The sequence below is a fragment of the Hymenobacter jeollabukensis genome (genome assembly GCF_005771675.1).
GTDB classification, from domain to species: domain Bacteria; phylum Bacteroidota; class Bacteroidia; order Cytophagales; family Hymenobacteraceae; genus Solirubrum; species Solirubrum jeollabukense.
The window spans coordinates 1-16,908 of sequence record NZ_VAJM01000014.1 but is presented as its reverse complement, the minus strand read 5'-3'; the positions used below and the strand labels follow the sequence as shown (position 1 = coordinate 16,908).

General features: G+C 65.5%; 18 protein-coding genes. 8 read left to right on the top strand and 10 right to left on the bottom strand.

What is annotated here, in order from left to right:
* The first annotated feature begins 1 nt into the window (after position 1).
* Both FDY95_RS21105 and FDY95_RS21100 read left to right on the top strand, forming a co-directional pair.
* The gene (locus FDY95_RS21105) at positions 2-274 is read left to right on the top strand and encodes a hypothetical protein (RefSeq protein WP_138080710.1); all 273 of its coding nucleotides are present in this window, start codon (positions 2-4) and stop codon (positions 272-274) included.
* A gap of 97 nt (positions 275-371) precedes the next feature.
* Positions 372-884, top strand: a complete 513-nt coding sequence (locus FDY95_RS21100; protein WP_138080708.1) for a DUF1573 domain-containing protein — start codon at positions 372-374, stop codon at positions 882-884.
* A 94-nt stretch (positions 885-978) separates the two neighbouring features.
* Here FDY95_RS21100 and FDY95_RS21095 read toward each other — a convergent pair whose 3' ends face one another.
* The 5 genes from FDY95_RS21095 to FDY95_RS21075 form a co-directional block, all read right to left on the bottom strand.
* Positions 979-1,380 carry a DUF423 domain-containing protein gene (locus FDY95_RS21095; protein WP_138080706.1) on the bottom strand — a complete coding sequence of 134 codons (402 nt, stop codon included), beginning with the start codon at positions 1,378-1,380 and terminating at the stop codon, positions 979-981.
* A gap of 100 nt (positions 1,381-1,480) precedes the next feature.
* Positions 1,481-2,176 (bottom strand): YggS family pyridoxal phosphate-dependent enzyme, encoded by a 696-nt coding sequence (locus FDY95_RS21090; RefSeq protein ID WP_138080704.1) that lies wholly within the window; start codon positions 2,174-2,176, stop codon positions 1,481-1,483.
* A 251-nt stretch (positions 2,177-2,427) separates the two neighbouring features.
* Positions 2,428-3,477, bottom strand: a complete 1,050-nt coding sequence (locus tag FDY95_RS21085) for a VWA domain-containing protein (protein ID WP_171025778.1) — start codon at positions 3,475-3,477, stop codon at positions 2,428-2,430.
* A 518-nt stretch (positions 3,478-3,995) separates the two neighbouring features.
* On the bottom strand, positions 3,996-4,964 hold the full coding sequence (locus tag FDY95_RS21080; protein ID WP_138080702.1) for a hypothetical protein: 969 nt from the start codon (positions 4,962-4,964) through the stop codon (positions 3,996-3,998).
* Positions 4,961-5,881: a DUF58 domain-containing protein gene (locus tag FDY95_RS21075; protein WP_138080700.1), complete on the bottom strand. Its 921-nt coding sequence runs from the start codon at positions 5,879-5,881 to the stop codon at positions 4,961-4,963. Before FDY95_RS21075 ends, FDY95_RS21080 begins: the two co-directional genes overlap by 4 nt.
* 50 nt (positions 5,882-5,931) lie before the next feature.
* Between FDY95_RS21075 and FDY95_RS21070 the strand changes: the two genes are divergently transcribed.
* Positions 5,932-6,300: a DUF4296 domain-containing protein gene (locus FDY95_RS21070; protein ID WP_138080698.1), complete on the top strand. Its 369-nt coding sequence runs from the start codon at positions 5,932-5,934 to the stop codon at positions 6,298-6,300.
* A gap of 64 nt (positions 6,301-6,364) precedes the next feature.
* Here the strand turns inward: FDY95_RS21070 and FDY95_RS21065 are convergent, their stop codons facing one another.
* Genes FDY95_RS21065 through FDY95_RS21055 form a run of 3 tightly spaced genes read right to left on the bottom strand, consistent with a single transcriptional unit; the run spans position 6,365 to position 8,808 of the window.
* On the bottom strand, positions 6,365-6,715 hold the full coding sequence (locus FDY95_RS21065) for a tRNA-binding protein (protein WP_138080696.1): 351 nt from the start codon (positions 6,713-6,715) through the stop codon (positions 6,365-6,367).
* A 39-nt stretch (positions 6,716-6,754) separates the two neighbouring features.
* Positions 6,755-7,384 carry a DUF922 domain-containing protein gene (locus tag FDY95_RS21060; protein WP_138080694.1) on the bottom strand — a complete coding sequence of 210 codons (630 nt, stop codon included), beginning with the start codon at positions 7,382-7,384 and terminating at the stop codon, positions 6,755-6,757.
* Between the two features lie 50 nt (positions 7,385-7,434).
* A complete protein-coding gene (locus FDY95_RS21055) occupies positions 7,435-8,808 on the bottom strand; it encodes an MATE family efflux transporter (protein WP_138080692.1) in 1,374 nt (457 codons plus the stop codon).
* A gap of 454 nt (positions 8,809-9,262) precedes the next feature.
* On the opposite strand from FDY95_RS21055, the gene FDY95_RS21050 reads away from it, so the two are divergent.
* Positions 9,263-9,862 carry a hypothetical protein gene (locus FDY95_RS21050; RefSeq protein WP_138080690.1) on the top strand — a complete coding sequence of 200 codons (600 nt, stop codon included), beginning with the start codon at positions 9,263-9,265 and terminating at the stop codon, positions 9,860-9,862.
* An 81-nt stretch (positions 9,863-9,943) separates the two neighbouring features.
* Here FDY95_RS21050 and egtD read toward each other — a convergent pair whose 3' ends face one another.
* Positions 9,944-10,990 (bottom strand): L-histidine N(alpha)-methyltransferase, encoded by a 1,047-nt coding sequence (gene egtD / locus FDY95_RS21045; protein WP_138080689.1) that lies wholly within the window; start codon positions 10,988-10,990, stop codon positions 9,944-9,946.
* Positions 10,991-11,066: 76 nt separating this feature from the next.
* Entirely contained in the window at positions 11,067-12,380 is a 1,314-nt protein-coding gene (gene egtB, locus FDY95_RS21040) for an ergothioneine biosynthesis protein EgtB (protein ID WP_138080687.1), read from the bottom strand.
* Positions 12,381-12,624: 244 nt separating this feature from the next.
* Between egtB and FDY95_RS21035 the strand changes: the two genes are divergently transcribed.
* The 4 genes from FDY95_RS21035 (at position 12,625) to FDY95_RS21020 (ending at position 16,830) form a co-directional block, all read left to right on the top strand.
* The gene (locus FDY95_RS21035) at positions 12,625-14,334 is read left to right on the top strand and encodes a hypothetical protein (protein WP_138080685.1); all 1,710 of its coding nucleotides are present in this window, start codon (positions 12,625-12,627) and stop codon (positions 14,332-14,334) included.
* Between the two features lie 29 nt (positions 14,335-14,363).
* Positions 14,364-15,872: a hypothetical protein gene (locus FDY95_RS21030; protein WP_138080683.1), complete on the top strand. Its 1,509-nt coding sequence runs from the start codon at positions 14,364-14,366 to the stop codon at positions 15,870-15,872.
* A 286-nt stretch (positions 15,873-16,158) separates the two neighbouring features.
* A complete protein-coding gene (locus tag FDY95_RS21025; protein WP_171025777.1) occupies positions 16,159-16,431 on the top strand; it encodes a hypothetical protein in 273 nt (90 codons plus the stop codon).
* Positions 16,432-16,581: 150 nt separating this feature from the next.
* Positions 16,582-16,830 carry a hypothetical protein gene (locus FDY95_RS21020; RefSeq protein ID WP_138080679.1) on the top strand — a complete coding sequence of 83 codons (249 nt, stop codon included), beginning with the start codon at positions 16,582-16,584 and terminating at the stop codon, positions 16,828-16,830.
* The last annotated feature ends 78 nt before the right edge of the window (positions 16,831-16,908 follow it).

Genomic DNA, 16,908 nt, shown 5'->3' with positions numbered 1-16,908 from the left:
GATGCCCCTGCCGCGCCTTTTGCTGCTGAGCCTGCTGCTGGCACTTCCGGCGGCCTCATGGGCCCAGACGCTGCCCATGCGCCCGCACCGCCTGGGTGTGCCCATGGCGCCGTCGCGGGCCACGCAGCCCTCGGTGCTGCGAAACCAGCCCGCGCCCGCGGCGGTTACGCCCCTGCCGCTTTCCCGGCAGGACCGGCAGGCCTACGAGAACTGCCCTGACCCGCGCCGCTACGGCCCCAAGGCCCGCACCAAAAAACTCGTGCGAATTTGGTAGCTTGGTTCACTTAGTCTTCATGCACTTGGCCCGATTCTTGGCCGGCGGCGCGAAACGCTTAAATTTGCTAACCACCTCTCACACTTCATCCGCAATCATGAAAAAAGCACTTGTACTGGCGCTGTCGCTCACGCTGGCCGGTTTCGCCGCTCAGGCCCAAACCTCGTCGGTGCAGCCCGCCAACGCCAAACAAAAGGTAGAGGGCCCCGCCTTCAGCTTCGCCGAATCGAAGTTTGACTTCGGCAAAATCAAGCAGGGCGACATCGTCGAGCACGTGTTCAAGTTCAAGAATACCGGCACCGCCCCGCTGATTATTTCCAACATCGGCGTGAGCTGCGGCTGCACCACCCCGGACTGGAGCAAGGAGCCCATTGCCCCCGGCAAATCGGGTACCATTACCGCCAAATTCAACTCGGCCGGTAAAATGGGCATGCAGAACAAAGTGCTGACCATCGAATCGAACGCTACCGGCGGCAACGCCATGGTGTCGCTGGTGGGCGAAGTGCTCGATCCGGCCGCGGCCCCCGCTGCCTCCGAAGCCGCTGCCGACGTTAAGGTGAAAGCCAAGGACAGCGACGTGAAAGTGAAGGCCAAAGGCAAGAAGTCCTAAGCGGCCGCTTCGGCGCTGATAAACGCAAACCGGCCCGGCCAGCACTTGCTGACCGGGCCGGTTTTTTTGTGGTCTAAGCAGGGCAGGACGCCCGTTACGGCAGGCGCAGGGCGGCCACGAATAGCAGCACCCAGCCGGCCAGGAAAAGCACCCCGCCGATGGGCGTGATGGGCCCGAACCAGCGGATACCGGTGAAGCTGAGCAGGTAGAGCGAGCCGCTGAAGAGCACGATGCCGCCCACGAACAGCCAGGCCACCGTGCCCAGCCAAGGCAGCTCGGGGCGTAGCAGCCGCAATACCGCCACGGCCAGCAGGGCCAGGGCGTGGTAAAACTGGTAGCGCACGGCCGTTTCGTAGGTACCCAGGCGGGTGGCGGCGTCGGCCGCGCTCATGGCGGCTTCGAGGTAGCGCTTGTAGCCGTGGGCGCCGAAAGCGCCGAGGGCTACGCCCAGGGTGCCAAACAGGCTGGCGGCCAGCAAAATGAGTCGGGCGGTCATGTGCGGTGAACTGGTGAGATGGTGAAATGGTGAATTGACCGGTGAACGGCTCAGCGCCTTCTGCGCAACCCTCAGCGTCCTCTGCGGGCTAAAACTCGCGTCAGGCCGTCGGAGTGGGGTAGGCGCGGTGCCCGAAGATGGCGCTGCCCACGCGGATGAGCGTGCTGCCTTCCTCGATGGCCAGGCGGTAGTCGCTGCTCATGCCCATGGAAATTTCGCGGAAGCCGGTGTCGTCGGCGAAGTAGCTAGCTTTCAGTTGCTCGAAGTAGCCGCGCAGCGTCCGAAACTCCTGCCGCAGCTGCGACTCGTCGTCGGTGTTGGTGGCAATGCCCATCACGCCGGCCAGGCGCACGTGCTGCAGCTGCGGCAGGGCTTCTTGCAGCAGAGCCTCGGCTTCGGGCAGGGAAAGGCCGAACTTGGTTTCCTCGTCGGCAATGTGGAACTGCAGCAGGCCCTGGATGACGCGCCCGGCCCGGGCCGCCTGCCGCTCGATTTCCAGCAGCAGCTTCAGGCTGTCGATGCTCTGAATGGTGTGCACGAAGGGCGCCACGAACTTCACCTTGTTGGTTTGCAGGTGCCCGATGAGGTGCCACTCGATGTCGGCCGGCAGCGCGGGCTGCTTGGCGGTCAGCTCCTGCACGCGGTTTTCGCCGAACAGGCGTTGCCCCGCGTCGTAGGCCTGCTGAATCAGCTCCACGGGGTGGGTTTTCGATACGGCCACCAGCCGGCAGTTGGTGCCGCTCAGCTCCTGCTGGAAGTTGCGGACCACGGATTCGACGGATTGTTCGGATTGCACGGATTTCGGGGACGATTAAGGAAAACGCCGACGGCTCGGGTTGCCCGGGACAGCGCATCGGCAAAACTACGGCGCGGGCTCAAAAGAGGCCTGAAATTACTGGGACTTCAACCCGAAGTTGCGGTACTGCCGGAGGCGCAACGACGGTTCCCCGATAATATCATCCACGCTTCAACCCGGAGTTGCGGCACTGCCGGGCGCCGAATCGTCCCCGAAATCCGTGCAATCCGAACAATCCGTCGAATCCGTGGTCAGTCTTCCAGGGCATTCGTCAGGAAGGTGTTTTTCAGGGCCAGCCAGAGCAGCCAGAGGCCGAGGCACCAGTAGAGGTAGTAGCGGTAGTAGTCGTGGGTGTTGCGGTAGCGCGTCAGCTTGATTTCGGACTGCTCCAGGCGGTTGATGCGGGCGAATATGCCGCGCAGGGCCGAGTTGTCGGTGGCGCGGAAGAACTGGCCTTCGCCGGCGCTGGCAATCTGGCGCATGGTCGTCTCGTCGAGGCGGGTTTCCACGTAGCGGGGGCGGCCCAGCTCGTCTTTGCCGTAGGGCACGCGCCCGTCGCGGCCCAGGCCGATGGTGTAGAGCTTCAGGCCAAAGCTGTGGGCCAGCTGGGCGGCGGTGAGCGGGTCGAGGGCGCCGGCGGTGTTTTCGCCGTCGGAGAGCAGGATGCACACGCGGGAGCGGCCGGGGGCGGTGCGCAGGCGGTTAGTGGCCACGCCCAGCGCCGTGCCGATGGCCGTGCCGTCGGTCGGAATCAGGCCCAGGCGAAGGTTCTTCAGCTCCTCCTGCAGCAGCTCGTAGTCGGTGGTGAGGGGCAGCACGGAATAGGCGTCGCCAGCGAAGGCCACGAGGCCGATTCGGTCGCCGCGGCGGCCCTGTACGAAGGCCTGGGCCACGCGCTTGGCGGCTTCGAGGCGGTTGGGCTGCAAATCCTGCAGCTCCATGGAGGCCGACACGTCGACGGCCAGCACGATGTCGATGCCGCGGCCCGATTGCTCCACCCGCTCGTCGGTGCGCTGGGGGCGGGCCAGGGCCAGCACGCCCATCATCAGGCTCAGGGCCAGCACCACGTCGGGCACGAAGCGCAGCAGGGCGCTCCAGTGGGTGCGGGCCTGCCCGCGCACGAAGGCCACGCCCAGCTTGGCGCGGCGGCGCTGGGCCAGGCCCTCGCGCAGCAGAAACAGCAGCACCACGGCCGGCAGCAGCAACAGCAGCCGCGGGTGGGCCCAGGTGTAGCCCGCCAGGGTGCTGTAGCGGAGCCCATCGACGAGCGGAGCCAGGAACTGCTGCCAGAATTGATTCATGCGGCCTGAAAGGTACGGCAACATCATGGCAGCTTGGATGGGCCGCGCCGCCGCTGCTGGTTACAAGCGGCGGAAATGAACGAATCGGGTAGCGTTTAGGAACCGTTTCGGGCGAGATAGGAACGATTTCGGGCGGTTTAGGAGCCGTTTCGGGCGCGCTAGGAATGATTTCGGGCGCGGCGGAAAGGGCTTCGAAAGGGGCAAAAAGCCTTTAGATTGCGCCGGTAAAGGCTTTTAAGCAGGCGGGAATGGCTTTATAGGAGGCAGGGCGCTTTTTGGGTGGGCAGGACTGGGCTGTAGACTGGCCGGGCCAGGCTTGGGTAGGATAAAGCCAGTTTTGAGGTGGGGAATAGATGGTTGTTTTTGGATTAATTAAGGAAGGGGATGTAGAGACGCGACCCGTCGCGTCTTGGCGTTAGGTGGTTTGCGTTGAATGATCCTATTGAATGGCCTTGCACAACGTCAGCAACGACGAGACGCGATGGGTCGCGTCTCTACATGCCGGAAAACGACTGGGGTTACCGGGCCGTGCGCATCAGGGCGTAGCGGCGGTCGGCGAAGCGGCGCAGGGCGTCGAGGGCGTGGTCGGTTTGCTCGGCGGCTTCGTCGGGCAGCTGGTTGCCGTAGATGACGCGGTCGGCCAGGCGCAGGGCGGTGGCCACGTCGGCGTCGCCGCCGTAGAGGGCCACGATTTCCTTGGTGGTAAGCGTGTTCAGGGAGTTGTCTTCGAGGCGGGCCAGGTAATTTTTCCAGAGCGTGATGGCGCGCTCCATGTTGGCCAGGGAGCGGCTGAGCTGGAAACGCTCGAGGTGGCGGGCGTACTGGGCGAGGAAGTAGACGTGGTTGCGGGCGGTGCGGTAGCGGCGGTAGCGCTGGCGCAGGTTGCGCCCGAACGTCCACCAGACCACCGCGGCCAGCACGAGCACGGCGGCGGCGGCGGCCAGCCAGTAGGGGTAGTTGAAGCGGGCTTCCAGCGGCAGCAGGGCGGTATCCTGGCGCAGCGGGGGCAGCTCGGCCTCGGCCGGAAGCGCGGGAGCGGTGCGCACCAGCCGCACGGCGGCCGTGGTGCCGTAGACCACCACCGAGTCGCGGCCGCGCAGCACCGTGACGGGCAGGCGCAACTGCTGCACCGAATCGAGGGCGAAGGTGCGCAGCACGTAGCGGCAGCGGTCGAGGCTGAGGCCCTGGCGGGTGCGGGTGGGCCAGTAGCGGCGGCGCACGTACTCGAAGGGCTTGAACGGGGCAGTGGAATCGGGGAAGATGACGTTCAGGCCCGGCGCGTGGCGGAAGGTCAGCTCGTACTCCACCAGCTCGCCCACGCGCACGGCGGGCGTCACGAAGCGGCCCACCGGCACCGAGTCGGGCGTGGCCGGGCTCGGCCGCACGGCGGGCGCGGGGGCTTGTTCGGTGCCCGCCTGGGCCGGGCAGCTCAGCCAGAGCGCGGCCAGCAGCCCCAGCCAGCGCAAACGAAGCGGCAACTGGCTCACGCGGCGGGGGCTTGGGGGGTGGGGCCGCGGCGCTGGCGCAGGCGGAACAAGCTCACCAGCTGGGGCAGGTAGTCCACGTCGGTGGCGATGCTGAGGAAGGAGGTGCGGTGGCGGCGGCAGATCTGGCCGATCTGCTCCCGGTTCTGCTCGTAGGTGGCGCGGTACCGGTCGCGCCAGGCCTTGGAGGAGGTATTTACCCACACGGTGCGGCCGGTTTCCTGGTCGCGCAGCGGCACGATGCCCAGGGGCGGAAACTCCTGCTCGCGGCGGTCCAAGAGCTGCACCACGATCAGGTCGTGCTTGCGGGCCAGCATGGTCAGCTCCCGCTCGTAATCGGTATCGATGAAGTCGGAGAGCAGCAGCACCAGGCTGCGGCGCTTGAGCAAGCCCAGCGCCTGCCGGATGCCGGCGGCCACGTTGGTGCCCGGGCTCTGGGGCTGCAGCCCGAAAATGGCCTTGATGAGGGCGTAGGCGTGGCGGATGCCCTTGCCGGCGGGCAGAAACAGCTCCTTTTGATCAGAAAACGCCAGCACGCCGAGCTGGGCGTCCTGCCGGGCGGCCGACAACGCCAGGATGCCGCAGATTTCGCGGGCCACGTCGAGCTTGCGGCGGCCTTCGGCGCCCACCTGCTGGGAGCGGCTCACGTCGAGCAGCAGCACCACCGACTGCTCCCGCTCCTCCTTATAGGTCTTGACGAAGGTGCCGTGGCCCTTGGCCGACACGGCCCAGTCGATGGCCCGCACTTCGTCGCCGTACTGGTACTGGCGCACGTCGTCGAACTCCAGCCCGGTGCCCTTGAACACGGAGTGGAAGTCGCCCTGCAGCTGGGCGTCGACCACCTTGCGGATGCGGATTTCGAGCTGGCGCAGGCGGCGCAGAATGGCCTGCAGCGAGGTGTCGGGAGCGGGAGTGGACATGGCGGGGCGGCTAAAATAACGGTACGGCCGGCAAGTGCTATTTTTGCGGGGTGAAGAACCTGCTGCGTACCGCCCTGCTGGCCTTGGCGCCCGTGCTGCTGAGTCAATGCGACCGGCCCGAAGAACAAGTGCCGCCCGTCAAGCTGCTGCCCCGCGAGCAGATGGTGAGCTTGCTGGTGGACATGCACATAACGGAAGCCCGCGTGGAGGCGTCGCGCCTGCCCCATGATTCGGCACGGGTGCTGTTTCGGGAGCAGGCCAAAGCCGTATACTGGCGCCACGAAACCGATGAGGCTACTTTCCGGGAAAACATGCGCTACTACGCCACGCACGGCAAAGACTTGGAGGAAATCTACGCCACCGTGGTCGACAGCATTCAGGCCCGGCAAAACGGCGGCACGCCCGTGAAACAGTGGTGACGCCTCCCGCAGGAAGCGGAAAAACCGGGTCGTAGCGCTCCGCTGCCTGCGGGCGCGCCCGGCTTTACATCAGCCGACTGCCGTTGGGCAGCGGGCTGGCAAACGTGGCCAGCACGATGCGCCCTTCGGCGTCGGCAGCGCCGGTCACCAGCACTTCGGAGCGCATAGGCCCGATCTGGCGGGGCGGAAAATTGACCACGCACAGAACCTGGCGGCCCAGCAGGGTTTCGGGGGTGTAGAGGGCCGTAACCTGGGCGCTGGATTTCTTCAGGCCCAGCTCGGGGCCCAGGTCGATGACGAGGCGGATGGCCGGCTTGCGGGCTTCGGGAAAGGGCTGGGCATCGACGATGGTGCCCACGCGCATATCCACGCGCTCAAAGTCGGCCCAGGTGATAAGGGCAGCAGATTCAGACATGCGCGCAAGGTACGCGCGGTTCTCCGGCTGCCGGCGAATTTACTGCCCCGACGACGAAGCCGTGCCGGCCGCGGTGGGTGCCGGGGCGGCGTAGGCCTGCAGGGCGGCGAGGCGCTGCAGCACCTGGTCGTCCCAGGTTTTTTGCTTGATCAGGTTCAGGCCGTGGTTGGTGTCCACGTCGTAGCGCTGCTGCTCGCGCTGCCAGTTGGCAATGGCCACTTTCATCACGTTGTTGAAGGCCGGCTGCAGATGCTCGCAGTCGAACTTGAGCGTCTTGAGCTTCTGGCGCAGCTGCCGGGCGTGCACCTCGGTCAGGTCGAAGTGCACCTGCTCGTGGTGCAGCAGGGCCACCGACTCGGTGTGCGGCGACTTCACCCACGACTCAGTGGGGGTGAAGGTGGCCTGCACGGTGGCCGAAAACACGTAATCCTGGCAGCCGATCTGCGCCCCGATGTTGGCCGTGGTCAGCGCGTGCAGCGGGTCGCCGGTGTTGGGGCGGCCCTTGAAGTCGGCCCAGGTCAGCGGCCGGCTGGCCGACCACGTCAGCAGCTCCTTGGCGGGGGCGGGAGTTTGTCGAACGACGGCAGCGACCGGGCGCGGGGTGGGCGCCGCCGGAGCGGACGCGGGCAACACGCGCAGAAACAAGGGCAGGAGCAGAAAATCGAGCATAAAGCGCAACCAGAAAAAGCAAAACTACGTAGCCTCTCGCTTCAACGCCGCTACCCGGCGGTTTCGTTCAATTGCTCGGGCCCCGGCAGCCCCGGGCCGTGGGTTTCGCGCTCAAACCGCCGCAGCAGCACTAGCGCCACGGCCGACAGGCCCGCCAGCAGCCCCAGCCAGACGCCGCCCGCGCCCCAGCCCAGGCCGAAACCCAGCGCGTAGCTCAGCGGCAGCGCCAGCACCCAATAGGCCAGCAGCGCCACCAAGGACGGAATTTTTACGTCTTCGAGCCCGCGCAAAGCGCCGAGCCCCACCACCTGCAAGCCGTCGGATACCTGGAAAAGGGCCGCGATGAGCAGCAGCGTGGCCGCCTGGGCCACTACGGCCGGGTCGGTGTTGTAGAGCTGCGGGATGAAATGCCGGCCGAGCACCAGCAGCAGGCCCATGCTGGCCATGAAGCCGAAGGTGAGCACGTAGGCTGCGAAGCCCGCCCGCCGGGCACCCGCCGCGTCGCCGAGGCCGCGCTGCCGACCCACCCGGATGGTGGCGGCCGTGCTGATGCCGCTGGCCGCCATGTAGGTGACGGAGGCCACGTTGATGGCAATCTGGTGGGCGGCCTGCACGGTGGCCCCCAGCCAGCCGGCCATGATGGCCGACACGCTGAAGGCCCCGACCTCGAACACCATCTGCGCGCCGATGGGCAGGCCCAGGTCGAGCAGGCGGCGCTGGGTGGGCGCATCGAGGCGCCAGCGGCCGATGGCGTCGCGGTAGGGCTGCAGGCGCGGGGCGCGCAGCACGTAGGTGGCCATCAGCAGGGCCATCAGCGCGCGGGCCGTGAGCGTGGCCCAGGCGGCGCCCATCATGCCCAGGTGCGGGGCGCCCAGCTTGCCGTAGACCAGGGCGTAGCAGAGCACGGCGTTGACCACGTTGGCCAGAATGGAGAGCTGCATGGCCTGCCGGGTGAGGCCCAGCCCCTCGGCAAACTGCCGGAAGCCCTGAAACACCATCAGCGGAATCAGCGAGAGCAGCATCACCCGAATCCAGGGCGCGGCCAGGGCCACCACGGCCGGCGGCTGATTCAGGTAGCGCAGTAGGGGCACCAGCGCCCAGCCCGCGGCCGTCAGCAGCAGGCCAGCGGCGGCGCACTGCAGCACCCCGCCCACCAGCAACTGCCCGATGCGCGGCACGTCGCGCTGCCCATCGGCGGCGGCCACCAGCGGGGTGATGCCCATCGAGAGGCCCAGGCCCAGCACCATCAGCACCGTCACCACGCTCACGCCCAGCGACACGGCCGCCAGCGGCACGGTGCCGGTGTGGCCCACCACCACGCTGTCCACCACGTTGACCATCACGTGGCCAAGCTGGCTGAGCACCACCGGGTAAGCCAGCAGGATGGTAGGACGGAAATGCGGGCGGAGGTCGGCCAGGGCCATAAGCGGAGCAGTAAAGGGGCGCAAAGGTAGCGGAACTACCCCGGGTGCCCCGAAGCGGCGCCAAGCCGGCACGGCTGTTCTCGCAGGTCTGCTATTGAGATAAACAGCTGAAATTCAAAGTATAATCATTGTACCCGGGCTGGTTGATAGCAGCGGAGCAGGATGCCATCAGTTACTAGAACAATCGAAGTTGTTGAACGAGTTGAGCAGATTACTGTAAGGATTTCAGGATGAGATAATTATTGTCGGAATAAGGAGTTGGATAATGCAGAGAATATTGCCTTCGATTAATTTGTGCTCAAGGTTATTTTTGAGGTTAAATTATTGATTATCAAATATATAAATAATCAATTTTGATTGCAGATCTGATAAAATACATGTTCATTTTATTTAATTTTATTAATAAAAAAGTGGAATTTGAACTGGCGATTCAACCACTAAATCCCTCGCAGTCATGAAAAAAATACCGTACATCATGCTGGTCATTGGGAGTTTGTTTTTTGCCACCGGGTGTGACAAGGCAACAGTGCTGCCGGAGCAGAGCATCAGCTCAGTTCAGGACGGCGTGAGCAAGGACCGCGGGATTGAAGCCCGTGTGACCGGGACCTATGACGCCAAGCCGTTTACGGCCACGCTGCGGGTGAATACCTTTTTTATCGATGGAACCCTGAAGGCCACCGCGGTGCTCGACCAAGTAGGCGGCGGACTGAGCCGGACAGATGTCGCTTTTCTGCAGGCCACCTCGTTCACCTTCGACGTGCGGACCCTGCAACACACGTCCGACACCTTTTCCTTCTATCCCTCGCTGGTAGGCCGGGGCGGCGGCAAGGCGGTGGTACTGGACAACTATTATGAGGTCGTGATAAACGCCGATACCCGTAAATTCAACCAGATAAGCGGCTATCTGACGAGCATCAGCCAGCTGTGGACCGAGCAGAATACGGACGGGACTCTGAAGTACGTGGTACCCGGCTCGGGCGACCTGACCACGGCCGGTTACGCTCTGCTGTGCCAGTATTACAACACGATTTCCTCCACCGTCGGGCGGTATTAGAGGCGAGCCGCTGGCCGCAAGTCAGGTCGGCCCGCTACGGGCGCCGGCCGCGTATCCGCTACGCGGCCGGCGCCCGTGCGTTTAGGGCACCGGCGCCAGCATCACGTCGGCAAACCACTGCTGCTCATCCTGGAAAGCGGTGAGCACCCGCAGCCCGGCGGCGGCGGCCAGTTGCTCGATCTGCGGCAGGGTGAACTTGTAGGAGTTTTCGGTGTGAATGGCTTCCCAGGCCGCGAAGTCGAAGCTGCGGCCGAGGGCGCCGATGCGCACCTGCTGGGCCCGGCGGCTGACCAGGAAGGAGCGCATGGCCCCGGTCAGCGGGTCGTAATCGGCGAAATGCTCCCAGGCCGCGAGGTCGAAATCGGCCTGCAGCTCGCGGTTGAGGCGGGTGAGCAGGTTCAGGTTGAAGGCTGCCGTCACGCCCTGCGCGTCGTCGTAGGCCGCCCGGATCTGGCGCGGGTCCTTGCGCAGGTCGAAGCCGAACAGCAGCCGGTCGTCGGGCCCGAGCTGGGCAGCCAGGGCGGCGAGGAACTGCTGCCGGGCCTCGGGCGGGAAGTTGCCGATGTTGGAGCCAAGGAAGAGCACGGCCTTGCGCCCCGGCTGCCCGCGCAGACCAGCCAGCGCGGCGGTGTACTCGGCCACCAGCGGCTGCACGCGCAGCGTCGGCAGCTCGGTGCGCAGGCTTTCGGCCAGGCCTTCCACCGCCGTGGGCGAAATATCGACGGGGGCGTAGGTGAAATCGGTGCCGGCGGCCAGCAGCTCGCGCAGCAGGATTTTGGTTTTGAGCCCGTCGCCGGCGCCCAGCTCCAGCAGGTGCAGGGGCTGCCCGTCGGCGGAGGTCAGGGCCGCTGCCATGGCGGCGCGGTGCCGGGTGAGCAGGCCGAATTCGGTGCGGGTGGGGTAGTACTCCGGCAGGGCCATGATCTGCTGAAACAGCTCGCTGCCCACCGCGTCGTAGAAGTACATCGACGAGAGGGCGCGCGGCTGCCGCGTGAGGCCCGCCAAAACGTGCGCCGCTAGTTCTTCGTTGTTGGTTTTTCGTTGTTCGTTGTTCGGTTCCGATTCGTTGGATTCGGACGGAAATGCGGGCTGCGAGGTAGTGGTTTGGTCGGGGAGGGAAAGGGCCATAAGGCAGGAAAAGAATGCCGGCGCCAGTGAGAGAGGCCAGCGCCGAAAAACGAACAACAAAAAACGAAAAACGCGCTTACCGCGCCAGGCGGATGCCGGTGTACTGCCAGCGCTTGTCGGCGTGGAAGAAGTTGCGGTAGCTCAGGCGAATGTGGCTTTCGGGCGTGGCGCAGGAGCCGCCGCGCAGCACCAGCTGGTTGATCATGAACTTGCCGTTGTACTCGCCCAGGGCGCCGGCGGCCTTGCGGTAGCCGGGGTAGGGGTGGTAGGCCGAGTACGTCCACTCCCAACAGTCGCCGAGCAGCTGGTGGCAGCGGGCCGGGTCGGCGTCGGCGGGCAGCGGCCTGGGGTCGTAGCGCTGGCTTTCCACGAAGTTGCCGCCGGCCGCATCGGCCCCGAAGTGCCGGGCCGCCAGCTCCCATTCGGGCTCGGTGGGCAGGCGGGCGCCGGCCCAGTGGGCGTAGGCGTCGGCCTCGTAGAAGCTGATGTGGGTGACGGGCGCGGCCGGGTCCAGGGGCTGCAGGCCGTGGTGGGTGAAGCGCTGCCACGCCCCGCCCGCCGCCTCGGGGCGCACCCAGTACAGCGGGGCCTGCCAGCCCTCGGTCTGCACCCGGTCCCAGCCTTCCCCCAGCCAGTAGCGGAAATCCTGGTAGCCGCCGGCCTCCACGAAGGCCAGGTACTCGGCGTTGGTCACCAGGCGGTTCTGCAGCTCAAACGGGGCCACGTACACCGGGTGCGCGTCCAGCTCGTTGTCGAAGCAGAAACCCGGTGCGTCGCCGGCTTCGGGCTGAAAGCCGATGCGGCCCACACCGCCGGGCACGGGCAGCCAGCTAGCGGCGGGCAGGGCAGGCTGCGGAGCCGGGGCCGCGTGCTCCGGTCCGAAATAAGACGGCGCCAACGGGTTGGTACTCAGGATGTACTTGATGTCGGTGACCAGCAGCTCCTGGTGCTGCTGCTCGTGCTGCAGCCCCAGCTCCAGCACTTCGGCGAAGCGGGCTTCGTCGCCGTCCGTCAGCAGGCGCTGCATGTGCTCGTCGACGTAGGCGCGGTAGCGGTACACGTCGGCAAGGGCCGGGCGCGAGATGGTGCCGCGGTCGGCCCGGTTCACGCGCGAGCCGAGGGAGTTGTAGTAGGAGTTGAACAGGTAGGCGTACTGGGGGTGAAACCGCTCGTAGCCGGGCAGGTGCTCCTGCAGCAGGAAGGTTTCGAAAAACCAGGTGGTGTGCGCCAGGTGCCACTTGGGCGGGCTCACGTCGATGACGGGCTGCACCACGGTATCCTCGGGCAGCAGGGGGCGGCAGAGGGCCGCGGTCTGGGCCCGCACGGCGGTGTAGCGGGCGGCGAAAGTGGCGCGGGCGGCCAGGGGCGGGGAGAGGGTAAGCTCGGGCATACAGTGCGGGAAAGCGGCTGAACAGCGTGTACGAAATAGTAACCGGCGGCGGCCTTGATCGGCCAGGTAACTAGCAAAAAAAACGGCTTTCCGGTGGCAAAATGCCCCTCTGGTCCGGCGGTAGCTCGACGGTAAGTGAGTATTTCTACGGGCGCAGCGGTGCCCCGAAAACGGGTACATCTACCCGCAGGGCAAGCGCCTGGTTCGGGTTGCTTTGTGGTGTTCACCCCAGCCTTTACCACTTATGCCCGTTTTTACGCAGTTCTCTACCCCAGCCGGCCAAGCCGTCCGCGACTTTCAGCAGCAACCAGAGCTGCGCGCGGCGTTTGAGCAAAGCTGGAGCGCTTTCGTCAACCGTTCCGTCGAAACGTCCCAGCTCGGCAACCCCTGGACGGCCGTCAACGACTCGCCCCGCGCCTTGTACTTCAATCCCCTGGGCATGGACATCGACGAGGCGGCGCTGGCGCCGGCCCCAGTGCAGTGGAACGCCTTCCCCAACCGCCTGAATGCTTATCTGCAGGCGCAGTACGGGCTGACGGACCGCTGGAAGTTTGCCGATGAGGGCGTCGCGGGCCTGCAATGCCCGCAGAACCCCTGCTCCGCCACGCCGACCTACGTGGCGTTCAAGCCCTACGGGCCGCGCGGGTGGCAAGACGAGTACTGCGAGTGGGCCGTCACGCGCAATGCCGCCGGCAACATTACCTCGGTGATGTTCACCTGCGAAAACCCCGAATACTGGTTTCTGCTCTGGAACGTGAGCCCCGACCTGGTCGTGACGCTGTACCAGCAGACGCTGGGCACCAAAGAAGTGCAGGCCGCCGACCTGTACCTGCGCGACGCCGCCGGGCAGCCGGTTATCGACCCGCAAACCCAGCGCCCGGCCTACAACCCCATCAACAAGTGGAACAGCGGCACCAAGGCCGCCTACGACCAAGGCGCCGGCTCGCAGGGCGGGGCCATGCACCTGACGAGCCCGCCCAACTCGCTGGGCGCCGAAATCTACCTGGCCGGCGCCGCCACCATTCAGCGCTACAACGGCGCTTCTCACATTACCGTGGCCGATAAGCTGATCTGCTGCGCGCAGTACGGGCAGCCCAACCGCAACAGCGACCCGCACATCGGCCAGAGCGTCAACCAAGTGGTGTTCAATGGTGGCGGCCAGCCCAACCAGGTTACGCTGCTCGACCCGGTCGGGCTGTACCTGCAGTTGCCCGACGCCGGGACTTTTACGGCCGCATTCAGCGCCCCAAAGGCGCTGCCCGCCGGCAAAACCCTGATGGACTGCTGGACGGTGACGCGCGGCACGGCGCAGTACGCCGGCTACCCTAACAACGCGGCGCTGCACTTGGTCTTCGCCATTCCCGAGGATTGGGGCTTTACCGTCAGTGACCTGACGATGCAGTACACCAGCGCTTACGGGGAGGCTTACACCGGGCCGGTGCGATACGGGGCGCAGTTGGTCGAGTTTCTGCAGGTGCAACTGGCGGCCATCGGGTTGCCCGCCACCGCACCGGTTCAAAACCTGCAGTGCGTGCAGGACGCCCCGGCAGCCGCGACGCTGCCGGTGCCCTCGTTCCTCATGGACATGGGCGTGTACCAGGCTAGCCTGGCCAATCAGCTGGACCGCTTTGCCAACCTCACGCCCCAGATTCTGACCCTGGCCCAGGGCCAGACGCGCACCAACGTGTCCCTGGCGGCCAGCAACGTCGATGCGCAAACCACCCTCTCGTTTGGCGACGGGGTCACCGCTACGGTTACCGCCTTCGACGACGCGGCGCAGCTGTTCACGCTCACCATCAGCGTGGCCCCCGATGCGGCGGTGGGCGAACGGGCGCTGTTGCTCGGCGCCTCCGGGCAGCAGGGCGTGCCCGCGCCCGGCTACCTGCAGATTGTGCCGGCCCCGGCCGCTGCGCCCGTAGCCGCCCGAGCCCAACACCGTCTTAGCCGCTTCTAAACCCGGGCTTCAGCCACCGCTTTACCGCCATGAAAATTACTCCTTATCTCATCGGGGGCGCTTTTGCGGGCGTGGCCGCCCTGGTTGCCAGCCAGATGCGGCCCGCCGCACCCGCCCAAGCCAGCGCGCCAGTCAGTGCCGCACCGTCCCCTTACCAGCTGCCATCGGATAATTTCGTCGCCAACCAGGGCTCCGTCGATGCCTTTGCCTGGCAGGAGTTTATTGCCCTGAACTGGGCGGCCTCATCGTATCCGGGGCGCCCCGATACCACGCAGCAGTTCAGCTCGTTCGGCACGCCGGGCGACTTCGGCCCGGGCGTGTGGGGTACTTACAAGGACGTGAGCGAGGTATTTGCCAGCACGCCCCCCGGGCCCTGGCAAGCCGGCCTGCAAAAACTGGCCAGCCAGAACGTGACCAAGCGCTTCAGCATGATTTCCAAGGTAGATAAACGCCTGCAGCCGGGCAGCCGGGCCGGCTTGCTGCGGTCGGCTAATCTTTCGGCCGCGGACAAGGCCCAGGAAGAAATCATCCAGGCGCAGGGCAACTGGCTGACCGACCAGCTCGGAAATCTGATCTGGTACGAGGTGCGCCTGAACGAGGACGAGTTCAAGTACATCACCACCAACAAGCTCTACGATGCCGACGCGCAGGTGGCCTTCGCGCAGAAGCAGGGCATCTGGCTGCCCGACGGCACCAACCAGTACGGGCCTTCGGGCGCGGTGGAAGTGAAAGCCGCCTGGCGGGTTATTCCGACGGCGCAGCTGGCCCAGTACCAAGGGCGTTACAAAATCGTCAAGGGCCTGATTCCGCAGCAAGTGGTGGTGACGGCCAGCAAAACCACTTTTGGCGACTACCAGCCGGCCTACCTGGGGCTGGTGGGGCTGCACATCATTCGCAAGACGCCTAACTTCCCGCAGTTTACCTGGGCCACCTTCGAGCACGTGGACCTGGCCCCGACGGAAGGCCAGCCCGTAGACCCGCAAACCAATTACCTGCTCTTCAATAAAAACTGCCCCAACCAGTGCGGGGTCAACAACCCCAAGGGTTGCTTGGCCAACCAGAGTCCCCAGCCCGGCGTGGACTCGCTGACGACGCCCGTGCAAGCCCTGCGCTGCAAGACGGGCATTCCGGATGACAACGCAGTGGCCGCCGTCAACCAGAGCTACCAGCAAAAAATCAAGGCGGCCAATCCCGCGTCGGTGTTTCAGTACTACCGGCTGGTGAGCACCCAGTGGCCCTCGTCGCCGGCCAGCGACCCTACGGGGGCCGCCCCGCGCCCTACGCCCCTGCCAACGGGCGGCATCAAGCCGACGGTGCTGGGCAACTTGGCGTCCGAAACCTACGCGCTGCAGCAGGGGTGCATGTCTTGCCACCAGTACGGCAACAGCCTGGCCAAGTCCAGCACCGGCAAAACCCTGGCCTCCGACTACAGCTTTGTGTTCGGGTTGGCCCAAAAAATGAGCGTGCCAAAGTCTGCCCCGCCGAAAATCAAGACTCGCCAGCCCCAGGTGCGTCCTGCCCGGGTGCCCCGCGGGTAGCTGGCCTCTCGCCGAACCCTGACCCCCCAAAGCCCCATCCGCCGCTGGATGGGGCTTTTTTAGGTCTACGAATGGGCGTGAAATCGGCTGCGAAGCCGAGCTGCGGCAAGGGAGCAGCCGCCAGGGACATTGGTTGATTGTCAGGTCACTACAGCCAGAGCGGCGGCTGGAAAATTACTAGCCTGCATCAACCCCGCTTTCAGCCAGGGCGTACACTCAGCCGATGGGCGCCTGGTGAAGTTTTCCCGTGTGGCGCCTTTTTCTCACCCAAAACACCTTCTCACTCATGTCGAATCAGCGCAGCCAAAACGACCCAAAGGCGTCGCAGAACCAGGGCCAGCAGCAAAGCAATCAATCGTCGGACAAAGCCCAGCACGTCGGCTCCATCGAGGGCAACCGCTCGGTGCACAGCGGGGTGTCGGGCATTCCGAGCCAGCGCCACGAAGCCGAGGACAGCAGCACCGCCGCCCTGAACCGCGACCAAGCCCAAGGACCCGGCACGGCGCCCACCGACAAGCACGGCAAGAGCCGTGTGCAATCCGACGCCAGCGACGAATAAGGCGGCGGCCACCAGCTAATTCGCTGACCGCAACCTGGTTTTACCGCCCCGGTTTGCCGCGCAAGCCGGGGCGGCGTCGCAACCGATGCCCCCGCCTTTGGCGTATGCGGGGCAAGTTCCATGTCCTCTCACCCAAACCCTTTTGCCGCCATGACTGAGCACCCGAATTCCGCCGACCAACCCCGGCCCGACGCCGAAATCAACCGCGCCAACGAGCCCGGCAGCCAGAGCAGCAGCGGCATGAGCAACCGCATCGACGATGCGCTGGTGGACGCGCTGGAGCGCGACAAAAAGCAGCGCGGCGAGCCGCTCGACATTACCGAAGAAACCCTGAAGAGTTCCGTGGGCTCGCCCATCGGCCGCAGCCCCGAAGCCAGTACCGGCCCGGTGCAGGACTAGCTGTATAGTCCCAGGGTGTCGTGGTGTACCTTTTGACGCTACTTACCGCACGGCCCTATGGGACAAATACTCCACGGC

Bases quoted from the DNA above. Each gene is read 5' to 3' on its own strand.
- FDY95_RS21105 (WP_138080710.1), top strand. From the start codon at position 2: ATGCCCCTGCCGCGCCTTTTGCTGCTGAGCCTGCTGCTGGCACTTCCG.
- FDY95_RS21100 (WP_138080708.1), top strand. From the start codon at position 372: ATGAAAAAAGCACTTGTACTGGCGCTGTCGCTCACGCTGGCCGGTTTC.
- FDY95_RS21095 (WP_138080706.1), bottom strand. From the start codon at position 1,380: ATGACCGCCCGACTCATTTTGCTGGCCGCCAGCCTGTTTGGCACCCTG.
- FDY95_RS21085 (WP_171025778.1), bottom strand. From the start codon at position 3,477: ATGAATCAATTCTGGCAGCAGTTCCTGGCTCCGCTCGTCGATGGGCTC.
- FDY95_RS21075 (WP_138080700.1), bottom strand. From the start codon at position 5,881: ATGTCCACTCCCGCTCCCGACACCTCGCTGCAGGCCATTCTGCGCCGC.
- FDY95_RS21065 (WP_138080696.1), bottom strand. From the start codon at position 6,715: ATGTCTGAATCTGCTGCCCTTATCACCTGGGCCGACTTTGAGCGCGTG.
- FDY95_RS21060 (WP_138080694.1), bottom strand. From the start codon at position 7,384: ATGCTCGATTTTCTGCTCCTGCCCTTGTTTCTGCGCGTGTTGCCCGCG.
- FDY95_RS21055 (WP_138080692.1), bottom strand. From the start codon at position 8,808: ATGGCCCTGGCCGACCTCCGCCCGCATTTCCGTCCTACCATCCTGCTG.
- FDY95_RS21050 (WP_138080690.1), top strand. From the start codon at position 9,263: ATGAAAAAAATACCGTACATCATGCTGGTCATTGGGAGTTTGTTTTTT.
- egtD (WP_138080689.1), bottom strand. From the start codon at position 10,990: ATGGCCCTTTCCCTCCCCGACCAAACCACTACCTCGCAGCCCGCATTT.
- egtB (WP_138080687.1), bottom strand. From the start codon at position 12,380: ATGCCCGAGCTTACCCTCTCCCCGCCCCTGGCCGCCCGCGCCACTTTC.
- FDY95_RS21035 (WP_138080685.1), top strand. From the start codon at position 12,625: ATGCCCGTTTTTACGCAGTTCTCTACCCCAGCCGGCCAAGCCGTCCGC.
- FDY95_RS21030 (WP_138080683.1), top strand. From the start codon at position 14,364: ATGAAAATTACTCCTTATCTCATCGGGGGCGCTTTTGCGGGCGTGGCC.
- FDY95_RS21025 (WP_171025777.1), top strand. From the start codon at position 16,159: ATGTCGAATCAGCGCAGCCAAAACGACCCAAAGGCGTCGCAGAACCAG.
- FDY95_RS21020 (WP_138080679.1), top strand. From the start codon at position 16,582: ATGACTGAGCACCCGAATTCCGCCGACCAACCCCGGCCCGACGCCGAA.